Raw genomic sequence first — 11,280 nt, forward strand, 5'->3', positions numbered from 1 at the left:
GCCCAACCCGGGACCGACGTCGGACCGGCCGCAGCCCGGCGGCTCCGCGCGTCGTGCGCGACGACGGTCCGGGTCGCGCGCAGCCCCGGTCCTTAAGGCGCGGGAGATGCCCGTCGCGGTGGCCCTCGTGACCCTCATCGTCGTCACCTGGCTCATCAACGACCAGTTCCTGTCGGCGCAGAGCGTCAAGGACCTGATGCTCAACGCGACCATCCTGGTGATCCTGGCGACGGCCCAGGCGGTCGTCCTCATCACCCGCAACGTCGACCTGTCGGTCGGAGCCATCCTCGGCATGGTCGCCTTCTCGGTGGGCGCGTTCTTCGAGGCGGCGCCGCAGGCTCCGGTCGCCGTGATCTTCGTCGTGGGCATGCTGCTCGGCGGGTTGCTCGGAGCCGTCAACGGCGCCCTCGTGACCGTGGCCAAGGTGCCGGCGCTCGTCATCACGCTCGGCACGATGTACGCCTTCCGCGGCATCCTGTCGACCTGGGCCGGCAGCAAGCAGTACTTCTCCGGCGACAACCCCGCGAGCTTCGGCCGACTGTCGGTCGAGACCGTGCTGGGTCTGCCGATCATCACCCTGATCGCTCTGGCCGTCCTCGCCGTCGTGGCGGTGTACCTGGCGTTCCGCAGGCCGGGCCGCGACCTGTATGCGATCGGGTCCGATCCCGACGCGGCCAAGCTCTTCGGCATCCGTGTGCAGGCCCGGGTGCTGCTCGCCTTCACAGCCTGCGGAGCCCTGACCGGGCTCGCCGGCGTCCTCTACGCCTCGCGGTACAACTCCGTGGGGGCACTCACCGGCAGCGGACTCGAGCTCGACGTCGTCGCCGCCGCGGTGGTCGGCGGGGTCGCCATCTCCGGCGGCGTCGGGACCGTGGTCGGAGCCGGTCTGGGGGCGGTGCTGCTCAGCACGATCACCAGCTCGCTCACGGCCACTCGGGTCGACAAGTTCTGGCAGCAGGCCATCGTCGGCGTGCTGATCCTCGCGGCGGTCGTCGTCGATCGCGTCACCGCCATCCGCCGCGCCAACAAGCTCCGCGTCAGTGAGGCCCGTGATGACTGATACCGCCACCCGCCGCCAGAGCCCCCTGCCCCAGGGCGCTCCGACCCGCCCCTCGGCCCTGCGCCGCGCTGCGCGCCGGCCCGACACGATGCTGTTCCTCGTCCTGGTCGGGGTCGTCATCGCCGCCTCGGCGGTGATCGTCAACTTCGCCACGACCGTGACGCTGGGCTTCCTGCTCGTGGGGATCGTGCCCGTCCTGCTGCTGGCGATGCCCATGACGCTGATCATCGTCACCGGTGAGATCGACCTCTCGGTGGCCAGCACCGCGGGCCTCACCAGTGCGGTGATGGGGGTCCTGTGGCGCGACACCGACCTGGGGATCTGGACCATCATCGTCTGCTGCCTCCTCGTCGGCGCCCTCTGCGGTGCGTTCAACGGACTGCTCATCACAGGCCTCGGGGTCTCCTCGCTGGCGGTCACCATCGGCACCCTGGCGCTGTTCAGGGGTCTGGCCCTGGTGGTGATCGGCGACCAGAAGGTCTCGGACTTCCCCGCCGACCTCACCCGCCTCGCGACCCAGCGCATCGGCGACACCGGCATCCCGGTCGTGATGCTCGGGGTGGCGGTCGTCGTGGCCGTCTTCGCCGTTGTCCTGCACCAGACGTCGTTCGGACGCACGCTGTACGCCCTCGGCTTCAGCCCCGAGGCCGCCCGCTTCGTGGGGGTCCGTGTGGGGGCCGCGAAGTTCTGGCTCTTCGTGGTGTCCGGTGCGGTCTCCGGTCTGGTGGGCGTCTACTGGACGCTGCGCTTCGCCAGCGCCGGCCCCGACAACGCCACGGGCCTGGAGCTCTCGGTCATCGCCGCCGTGCTCCTCGGAGGGGTGTCCATCTTCGGCGGCCGCGGCACGGTCTTCGGAGTCGTGACCGGCGTCCTCCTCATCGGCACGGTCACCTACGCGCTGCGGCTGGCCCGCGTCGACGAGACGACCCTGCCCATCGTGACCGGAGTGCTCCTCGTGCTCTCGGTGGTCACGCCCAGCGCACTCGGATGGGCGCGGGAGAAGCGCCGTCTGTCCCGCCTCACCACCAGCTCCCCTGCGGCACCAGCCGCCGGGTGACGACGCCCACGCGTCGCAAGTCGAAAGGAACAACCATGAAGATGTTCTCCCAGGCGTCGGGTCGCCGCAGTGGACGAGCCGTGGGCGCCGCGGTGGCCGCGATCGCCCTGAGCACTGCCCTGGCCGCGTGCGGCTCCGTGGGCGGGGAGTCCAGCGACGGCGGTGACGGCGGCAGCGATGCCGGCAGCATCGTCTTCCTCCCCAAGCAGCTCAACAACCCCTACACCGACGTCGTGCTCGGCGGTGGGGAGGACGGAGCTGCGGAGACCGGCATGTCGGCCTCCGTGCTCGGCCCGCTCGAGGCCAGCGCGAGCGCCCAGGTGCCGTTCATCGAGCAGGCCACGCAGGAGCAGGCCTCGGTCATCGTCATCGCCGCCAACGACCCCGACGCCGTCGGGCCCTCGCTGCAGGCCGCGCGTGACGCCGGGGCGAAGATCGTCGCCTTCGACTCCGACACCAACCCCGACTACCGCGACCTGTTCGTGAGCCAGGTCGAGGCCAAGGACGTCGCGCTGGTGCAGCTGGAGATGATCTCCGAGCAGATCGGCGGCTCCGGCGACGTCGCGATCCTGTCCGCCACCGCCACCGCCACCAACCAGAACGAGTGGATCAAGTTCATGGAGGAGGAGATCGACTCCAACCCCGACTACTCGGGCATCAACATCGTCACCAAGGTCTACGGCGACGACGACGCCGACAAGTCCTTCAAGGAGGCACAGGGCCTGCTGCAGTCCTACCCGGACCTGAAGGGCATCATCTCGCCCACCACGGTCGGCATCGCCGCCGCCGCCAAGTACCTCTCGACCTCGGAGTACAAGGGGAAGGTCGCTCTGACCGGGCTCGGACTCCCCAACGAGATGCGGGAGTTCGTCAAGGACGGGACCGTGACCGAGTTCGCTCTCTGGGACCCGGCACAGCTGGGATACGTGGCGGCATTCGCCGGCAAGGCGCTGGCCGACGGCGACATCACCGGCGCCGAGGGCGACACCTTCGAGGCCGGTGACCTGGGCGAGCGCGAGGTCGGGGCCGACGGCATCGTCATCGTGGGCCCGCCCACGAAGTTCAACGCCGACAACATCGACGACTACGACTTCTGAGTCGCCGCGCCACCAGCGCACGCAGCACCCGGCACGACCAGCACGACCCAGCACGACCCAGCACGAACCAGCACGAGAGACCCGGGCCGCCACAGCAGGCGGCCCGGGTCACCGCCCACGCCCCTCGGTGAGGAACACCATGACGACGACCGACCAGCCGACCGCCCAGCCCCTGACCCTCCCGTCCGTGCTCACGCCCTTCACGCGGCGGCGCACCCGGATCGGACTCGTCGCCGGCGGTCTCGCGGCCTACTGGCCCCAGTTCCCCGGGCTGCTGCCGCAGTTGCAGGAGTCGACGGCCTACGTCACGCAGCGCTTCCAGGGCCTGGACGCCGACGTCGTCGACGTCGGCTTCATCTCCGACCCGCAGGAGGCGGTGGTCGCGGCCGAGAAGCTGCGCCAGGCCGACTGCGACCTCGTCGTGGTGTTCCTCACCACCTACCTCACCGCCTCGATGGTCCTGCCGATCGCCCAGCGCGCCACGGCGCCGGTACTGGTGATCGACCTGCAGCCGACCGAGGCGATGGACCACGCGTCGTTCGGCACCGGCGAGTGGCTCGCCTACTGCGGCCAGTGCCCCGTGCCGGAGGTGGGCAACGTCTTCCGCCGGGCCGGGATCCCTTTCCGCTCGGTCTCGGGCCACCTGCGTCAGGAGAGCGCCTGGAAGCGGATCGACCAGTGGGTGCACGCGGCAGCGGTCCGAGGACGGCTGCGCCACGCCCGCCACGGCCTCATGGGGCACCTCTACCCGGGCATGCTGGACGTCTCGACCGACATGACGCTGGTCTCGAGCCAGCTGGGATCGCACGTCGAGGTCCTGGAGTTCGACGACCTGCGGGTGCGGGTGGCGGAGGTCACCGACGTCGAGGTCGCCGAGCGCAAGGACCTGGCCCGTGAGCTCTTCACCATCGACGACTCCGTCGACGACGACGACTTCACCTGGGGAGCGAAGGTCTCGGTGGGCCTCGACCGGCTGGTCACCGACTTCGACCTCGACTCCGTGGCCTACTACCACCGCGGGCTCCAGGGGGAGCAGCACGAGCGTCTCGGCGCAGGCATGATCCTCGGCTCCTCCATCCTCACCGCTCGAGGCATCCCCATGGCCGGCGAGTACGAGCTGCGCACGTCCATCGCCCAGGTCGCGGCCCAGGCGATCGGTGCCGGCGGGTCCTTCACCGAGATCCAGGCCCTGAACTTCCACGACGACGTCGTGGAGATGGGCCACGACGGACCGGCCCACCTGGCGGTGAGCGCGCAGGATCCGCTCCTGCGTGGGCTCGGCGTCTACCACGGCAAGCGCGGCTGGGGGGTCAGCGTCGAGTTCGACGTGCGGCAGGGGCCGGTCACGACCTTCGGGATCGGCCAGGACCCTGACGGATCCTTCGTCTTCATCACCTCGGAGGGGACCGTCGTCCCCGGTCCGCTGCTCGCCATCGGCAACACCACCTCGCGCGTCGCCTTCGGCGGCGACCCCGGCGAGTGGGTCGACGCCTGGAGCCAGACCGGCATCGGTCACCACTGGGCCCTGTGCGTCGGTCACCGCGCCGCCGACCTCGGCGCCGCCGCGAGTCTGCTTGGGCTCGAGCACCGCCACGTGAGCATGGCCTGAGCCGTGACGCAACGGGTCTGCTTCCAGCTCCAGGTCCGGCCGGACCGGATCGCCGACTACACCGCCAGGCACGCCGACGTCTGGCCGGACATGCTCCAGGCGCTGCGCGAGAGCGGCTGGCGCAACTACTCCCTCTTCCTGCGCGGTGACGGCCTGCTCATCGGCTACGTCGAGGTCGACGACCTGGAGGCCGCGCAGGCCGCGATGGCGGCCACCGCCGTCAATGCCCGGTGGCAGCAGGAGATGGCGGAGTTCTTCGACCTCGGCGACGACCGCCCCGACACCGGTTTCGTCCGTCTCGAGCAGGTCTTCCACCTCGAGTCGCAGCTCGCCCGCCTGGCGGGGTCCTCCCAGGACTGACCGCCCGGAGGGTCGGCGGCGACCCCCACCCCCATCATGAATCGATTCAATTTCGCGGAGACGCGAGGCAACAGGAGCTCCTCATGACCACGTTCGACGACATCGCGCACCAGCTCGACGGCCAGGCCATCGAGCTCCCGTCCTGGGCCTTCGGCAACTCCGGCACCCGCTTCAAGGTCTTCGGCACGCCGGGCGCCCCGCGCTCGATCCAGGAGAAGGTCGCCGACGCCGCGACCGTGCACCGCTTCACCGGCCTCGCGCCCTCGGTGGCCCTGCACATCCCCTGGGACCTCACCGACGACTGGGCCGCGCTGCGCGCCCACGCCGAGGAGCAGGGCGTGGCCCTGGGGACCATCAACTCCAACACCTTCCAGGACGACGACTACAAGTTCGGCGCCCTGACCCACACCGACGCCAAGATCCGCCAGAAGGCGATCGACCACCACTTCGAGTGCATCGACGTCATGCACGCCACCGGCTCGCGCGACCTCAAGATCTGGCTCGCCGAGGGCAGCAACTACCCCGGCCAGGCCGACCTGCGCGGGCGCCAGGACCGCCTCGCGGAGTCGCTCGCCGCGATCTACGACCGCATCGGCGAGGAGCAGCGGCTGGTGCTGGAGTACAAGTTCTTCGAGCCGGCGTTCTACCACACCGACGTGCCCGACTGGGGCACCTCCTACGCCCAGGTCAGTGCCCTGGGCGAGCGGGCCGTGGTCTGCCTCGACACCGGCCACCACGCGCCGGGCACCAACATCGAGTTCATCGTCATGCAGCTGCTGCGGCTGGGCAAGCTCGGATCCTTCGACTTCAACAGCCGCTTCTACGCCGACGACGACCTCATCGTCGGCTCGGCCGACCCCTTCCAGCTCTTCCGCATCCTCTTCGAGGTCATCCGCGGCGGCGGCTACGGCCCGGCCAACGCCGACGGCCGCAGCAACGTCGCCTTCATGCTCGACCAGTGCCACAACGTCGAGGACAAGATCCCCGGCCAGATCCGCTCGGTGCTCAACGTCCAGGAGATGACGGCCCGCGCCCTGCTCGTCGACCGCGCCGCGCTCACGGCGGCCCAGGAGGCCGGCGACGTGCTCGGCGCCCACGAGGTCTTCATGGACGCCTACAGCACCGACGTGCGCCCCGACCTCGCCGCTTGGCGCGAGGAGCGCGGCCTGCCCGCGCACCCGATGAAGGCCTACGCCGCCTCCGGCCACCAGCAGCAGATCGAGGCCGCCCGCGTCGGCGGCGCCCAGCTGTCCTGGACCTGACCCGCACCCGACCCGCCCTTCCGTCGTACCCCACGTCGAACCCACCGAGGACTGACACCACCATGACCCACCCCGCGGCAGCCGACCTGATCGCCCGCTCCAACCGCCTGGGCTCCGACCCCAAGAACACCAACTACGCCGGCGGCAACACCTCCGCCAAGGGCACCGAGACCGACCCCGTCACCGGCCAGCCCGTCGAGCTGGTCTGGGTCAAGGGCTCCGGCGGCGACCTCGGCACCCTCACCGAGCAGGGCCTGGCCGTGCTCCGCCTCGACCGGATGCGCGCGCTGGTCGACGTCTACCCCGGCCTCGAGCGCGAGGACGAGATGGTCGCGGCCTTCGACTACTGCCTGCACGGCAAGGGCGGGGCCGCGCCGTCGATCGACACCGCCATGCACGGTCTCGTCGACGCCCCGCACGTCGACCACCTCCACCCCGACTCCGGCATCGCCGTCGCCACCGCCGCCGACGGCCAGGAGCTCACCTCGACGATCTTCGGCGACAAGGTGGTGTGGGTGCCGTGGCGCCGCCCCGGCTTCCAGCTCGGCCTCGACATCGCCGAGATCAAGGAGAAGAACCCCCAGGCCGTCGGCTGCATCCTCGGCGGCCACGGCATCACCGCGTGGGGCGAGACCAGCGACGAGGCCGAGCGGGCCTCGCTGTGGATCATCGACACGGCCGCGGCCTACATCGCCGAGCACAGCCGGCCCGAGCCCTTCGGCCCGCCGCTGGCCGGCTACGCCCCGCTGCCGCAGGCCGAGCGCCGCGCCAAGGCCGCCGCCCTCGGCGCCACCATCCGCGGGATCGCCTCGCAGGACCGGCCCATGGTGGGCCACTTCACCGACACCGGCGAGGTCCTCGACTTCCTCGCCTCCTCCGAGCACCCCCGCCTCGGCGCGCTGGGCACCTCCTGCCCCGACCACTTCCTGCGCACCAAGGTCAAGCCGCTCGTGCTCGACCTGCCCTCCGACGCGCCCGTCGAGGACTGCGTGGCGCGGCTCAAGGAGCTCGCGGTGGCCTACCGCGAGGACTACCAGGCCTACTACGACCGTCACGCCACCCCGGAGTCGCCCGCCATCCGCGGCGCCGACCCGCTCATCGTGCTCGTGCCCGGCGTCGGCATGTTCAGCTTCGGCAAGGACAAGCAGACCGCCCGCGTGGCCGGGGAGTTCTACGTCAACGCCATCAACGTGATGCGCGGCGCCGAGGGCCTGTCGACCTACGCCCCGATCGACGAGGCGGAGAAGTTCCGCATCGAGTACTGGGCGCTGGAGGAGGCCAAGCTCCAGCGGATGCCGAAGCCCAAGCCGCTGGCCACCCGCGTCGCCCTGGTCACCGGCGCCGCCGGCGGCATCGGCAAGGCCACCGCGAAGAAGCTCGCCGCCGAGGGCGCCTGCGTCGTCATCGCCGACCTGAGCCTGGAGAAGGCGCAGGCCGCCGCAGCCGAGATCGGCGGCTCCGACGTCGCCGTCGGCGTGGCCGCCGACGTCTCCGACGAGGACGCCGTGCAGGCCATGGTCGACGCTGCCGTGCTCGCCTTCGGCGGTGTCGACCTCGTCGTCAACAACGCCGGGCTCTCGCTGTCGAAGTCGCTCATGGACACCACCGCCGCCGACTGGGACCTGCAGCACAACGTGATGGCCAAGGGGTCCTTCCTGGTCTCGAAGGCGACCGCCAAGGTGATGGTCGAGCAGGAGATGGGCGGCGACATCGTCTACATCTCCTCCAAGAACTCCGTCTTCGCCGGCCCCAACAACATCGCCTACTCCGCGACCAAGGCCGACCAGGCCCACCAGGTGCGGCTGCTGGCCGCCGAGCTCGGCGCCCACGGCATCAAGGTCAACGGCGTCAACCCCGACGGCGTCGTGCAAGGCTCGGGCATCTTCGCCAGCGGCTGGGGCGCCAACCGCGCCGCGGTCTACGGCGTGGAGGAGAAGGACCTCGGCAAGTTCTACGCCCAGCGCACGATCCTCAAGCGCGAGGTGCTGCCGGAGAACATCGCCAACGCCGTCTTCGTGCTCTGCGGGCCCGACATGACCCACACGACCGGCCTGCACGTGCCGGTCGACGCGGGCGTGGCCGCGGCGTTCCTGCGGTGAGCCCGGGCACCCCGGCGACCCCGGTGGCCGCCCCCGGCGCGCCGCTGCGGGTCGCCGCCGTCGACCTCGGCGCCACCAGCGGCCGGGTCATGGCCGCCACCGTCGCGCCGGACCACCTCGCGCTGACCGAGGTGCACCGCTTCGCCAACGGCGCGGTGCCCGTGCGCGGCTCGCTGTACTGGGACGTCGTGGGCCTCCACCGCGAGGTGCTCGCCGGGCTGCGCGCGGTGGCCCGCTCGGGCCCGCTGCACGGCATCGGGATCGACTCCTGGGCCGTCGACTACGGCCTGCTCGACCGCGACGGCGCGCTGCTGGGCAACGTGCACAGCCACCGCGACCGCCGCACCGACGGCGTGGCCGCCGAGGTGCTGCGCACCGTGCCCGCCGAGGAGCTCTACGCCGTCACCGGGCTCCAGCAGCTGCCCTTCAACACGATCTACCAGCTCGTCGCCGCCCGCGGCACCGCAGCGCTGGAGTCGGCCGAGACCCTGCTGCTGCTGCCCGACCTGCTGGCCTACTGGCTCACCGGGGAGGTCGGTGCCGAGCGCACCAACGCCTCCACCACCCAGCTCTACGACGTGAGCGCCCGCGAGTGGTCCACCGACCTGGCGCGCCGTGTCGGCGTGCCGTGGGCGATCCTGCCGCCGCTGCGCGACGCCGGCGACCGCATCGGCTGGGTCAGCCCCGACGTGGCCGCCGGGCTCGACCTCGCCCAGGACGTGCCGGTCATCGCCGTCGGCTCCCACGACACCGCCTCCGCGGTGGTCGGGGTGCCGGCCGGTGAGGAGGAGTTCGGCTACATCTCCTCGGGCACCTGGTCGCTGGTCGGGCTCGAGCTGGAGAAGCCCGTGCTGAGCGAGGCGGCGCGGGTCGCCGACTTCACCAACGAGGGCGGCGTCGACGGCACCGTGCGGTTCCTGAAGAACGTCATGGGCCTGTGGGTGCTCTCCGAGTGCGTGCGGTCCTGGACCGAGCAGGGCCTCGCCGGCACCGACCTGCCGACCCTGCTGGCCGGGGCGGGGGAGGCCCCCGCGCTGCGCACCGTGGTCGACATCAACGACCCCGCACTGCTCGCGCCGAGCACCGCGCTCGACCCGATGCCCGACCGGGTCGTGGCGCTGGCCGCGCGGGCGGGAGAGCCGGTGCCCGAGCACCGGATGGCGCTCGTGCGCTGCGTGCTCGACTCGCTCGCCCTGGCCTACCGCCGCCACCTGCGCACCGCCGCCGACCTGGCCGGGCGCCGCCTCGAGGTCGTGCACGTCGTGGGCGGCGGGTCGCAGAACGCGCTGCTCTGTCAGCTCACCGCCGACGCCTGCGGGCTGCCCGTGCTCGCCGGGCCGGCCGAGGCGGCCGCCCTCGGCAACGTGCTGGTGCAGGCCCGCACCCTGGGCGCCGACGTGCCCGACCTGGCGGCGATGCGCGCGCTCGTGCGCGCCACCCACGGGCTGCGCCGCCACGAGCCCCGCGGGGGCCACGACTGGGACGCCGCCGAGGCGCGTCTCGACGCGGCCCGCTGAGCCGGTGGCCGACACCGGCCCCGAGGAGCTCGCCGTCCTGGCCCTCGTGTCCCGGGGGCTCACCGTGACCGCGGTCGCGCGGCGCCTCGACGTCTCGGAGCGGACGGTGCGTCGTCGGCTGCGCACCGCCGCCGACGACCTCGGGGTCGACTCCACGATCGAGGCGGTCCTCGCCGCGGTGCGCCGGCGGCTGATCTGAGCCCGATGGGCCTCGTCGAAGCCGCGGCGGTGTGGTATGAATCGTTTCAAGCACGTGACCCTCGGCACAGCACGGCGCCCGACGCCGTACGGTCGTGCCGGGGCCCGCCCTCGCCGGCCCGGCCGGCACCCCCGCAGCACCGACCCGAAGGAGACACCGTGCGCGTCGCGCTGATGGTGACCTGCGTCAACGACGCGATGTTCCCCGAGACGGGGCAGGCGGTGGTGCGGCTGCTGCGGCGCCTGGGGGTCGACGTCGACTTCCCGGCGGCGCAGACGTGCTGCGCGCAGCCGATGGTCAACACCGGGTACCTGGACGAGGCGGTGCCGGTGGTGCGGACGTTCGTGGACGCCTTCGCGGGCTACGACGCGATCGTGACGCCGTCGGGCTCATGCGCGGGCTCGGCGCGTCACCAGCACGGCATCGTGGCGCGGCGCAGCGGCGACCGGGCGCTGGAGCGGGCGGTGGAGGCGACCTCGCCGAAGGTCCACGAGCTCTCGGAGTTCCTGGTCGACGTGCTCGGGGTGACCGACGTGGGGGCCTACTTCCCGCACCGCGTGACCTACCACCCGACCTGCCACTCGCTGCGGATGCTGGGCGTGTGTGACCGCCCGCGCCGGCTGCTGGAGGCGGTGCGCGGGATCCGCCTGGTCGACCTGCCGGGCGCGGAGGAGTGCTGCGGCTTCGGGGGCACCTTCGCGGTCAAGAACGCCGACACCTCGGTGGCGATGGGCTCCGACAAGGCCCGCCACGTGCGCGAGACCGGCGCGGAGGTGATGGTGGCCGGTGACAACTCGTGCCTGATGCACGTCGGCGGCCTGCTCTCGCGGGAGCGCTCAGGGGTGCGGGTGATGCACCTGGCCGAGGTGCTGGCCTCCACCGAGGAGGGTGCCGTGCTGGCCGCTCCTGCCGAGGCCACCCCGGTCCAGGCCCCGACCCCGACCTCTGGCCCGAGTGGAGATGTCGCATGAGCCGCACGTTCGTGGGCATGCCGCCCTTCCCGAGTGCCGCGCGCGAGGC

The 11,280-nt window shown here is 71.9% G+C and carries 10 protein-coding genes; all 10 read left to right on the plus strand.

What is annotated here, in order from left to right; all coding sequences use genetic code 11:
* Positions 1–106: 106 nt before the first annotated feature.
* Complete coding sequence (locus IR170_RS18930) at positions 107–1,060, plus strand: ABC transporter permease (protein ID WP_227489598.1); 954 nt, start codon at positions 107–109, stop codon at positions 1,058–1,060.
* The gene (locus IR170_RS18935) at positions 1,053–2,117 is read left to right on the plus strand and encodes an ABC transporter permease (RefSeq protein ID WP_193666440.1); all 1,065 of its coding nucleotides are present in this window, start codon (positions 1,053–1,055) and stop codon (positions 2,115–2,117) included. Before IR170_RS18930 ends, IR170_RS18935 begins: the two co-directional genes overlap by 8 nt.
* Positions 2,118–2,152: 35 nt before the next feature.
* Entirely contained in the window at positions 2,153–3,214 is a 1,062-nt protein-coding gene (rhaS, locus tag IR170_RS18940; protein ID WP_193666441.1) for a rhamnose ABC transporter substrate-binding protein, read from the plus strand.
* Positions 3,215–3,353: 139 nt separating this feature from the next.
* Entirely contained in the window at positions 3,354–4,823 is a 1,470-nt protein-coding gene (locus IR170_RS18945) for an L-fucose/L-arabinose isomerase family protein (protein ID WP_193666442.1), read from the plus strand.
* Between the two features lie 3 nt (positions 4,824–4,826).
* Positions 4,827–5,183 (plus strand): L-rhamnose mutarotase, encoded by a 357-nt coding sequence (locus IR170_RS18950; RefSeq protein WP_056903181.1) that lies wholly within the window; start codon positions 4,827–4,829, stop codon positions 5,181–5,183.
* An 83-nt stretch (positions 5,184–5,266) separates the two neighbouring features.
* On the plus strand, positions 5,267–6,445 hold the full coding sequence (gene rhaI, locus IR170_RS18955; protein WP_193666443.1) for an L-rhamnose isomerase: 1,179 nt from the start codon (positions 5,267–5,269) through the stop codon (positions 6,443–6,445).
* Between the two features lie 62 nt (positions 6,446–6,507).
* The gene (locus IR170_RS18960; RefSeq protein ID WP_193666444.1) at positions 6,508–8,544 is read left to right on the plus strand and encodes a bifunctional aldolase/short-chain dehydrogenase; all 2,037 of its coding nucleotides are present in this window, start codon (positions 6,508–6,510) and stop codon (positions 8,542–8,544) included.
* Entirely contained in the window at positions 8,541–10,061 is a 1,521-nt protein-coding gene (locus IR170_RS18965; protein WP_319805175.1) for a rhamnulokinase, read from the plus strand. Before IR170_RS18960 ends, IR170_RS18965 begins: the two co-directional genes overlap by 4 nt.
* 4 nt (positions 10,062–10,065) lie before the next feature.
* On the plus strand, positions 10,066–10,260 hold the full coding sequence (locus IR170_RS18970; RefSeq protein ID WP_193666445.1) for a helix-turn-helix domain-containing protein: 195 nt from the start codon (positions 10,066–10,068) through the stop codon (positions 10,258–10,260).
* 173 nt (positions 10,261–10,433) lie between these two features.
* A complete protein-coding gene (locus IR170_RS18975) occupies positions 10,434–11,231 on the plus strand; it encodes a (Fe-S)-binding protein (RefSeq protein ID WP_193666474.1) in 798 nt (265 codons plus the stop codon).
* The last annotated feature ends 49 nt before the right edge of the window (positions 11,232–11,280 follow it).

This window comes from Nocardioides kribbensis, from assembly GCF_015070375.1.
GTDB classification, from domain to species: Bacteria; Actinomycetota; Actinomycetes; order Propionibacteriales; family Nocardioidaceae; genus Nocardioides; species Nocardioides kribbensis.

Coding starts and splice junctions, on each gene's coding strand:
- rhaS (WP_193666441.1), top strand. CDS start 2,153: ATGAAGATGTTCTCCCAGGCGTCGGGTCGCCGCAGTGGACGAGCCGTG.
- IR170_RS18935 (WP_193666440.1), top strand. CDS start 1,053: ATGACTGATACCGCCACCCGCCGCCAGAGCCCCCTGCCCCAGGGCGCT.
- IR170_RS18930 (WP_227489598.1), top strand. CDS start 107: ATGCCCGTCGCGGTGGCCCTCGTGACCCTCATCGTCGTCACCTGGCTC.
- IR170_RS18975 (WP_193666474.1), top strand. CDS start 10,434: ATGGTGACCTGCGTCAACGACGCGATGTTCCCCGAGACGGGGCAGGCG.
- IR170_RS18960 (WP_193666444.1), top strand. CDS start 6,508: ATGACCCACCCCGCGGCAGCCGACCTGATCGCCCGCTCCAACCGCCTG.
- rhaI (WP_193666443.1), top strand. CDS start 5,267: ATGACCACGTTCGACGACATCGCGCACCAGCTCGACGGCCAGGCCATC.
- IR170_RS18945 (WP_193666442.1), top strand. CDS start 3,354: ATGACGACGACCGACCAGCCGACCGCCCAGCCCCTGACCCTCCCGTCC.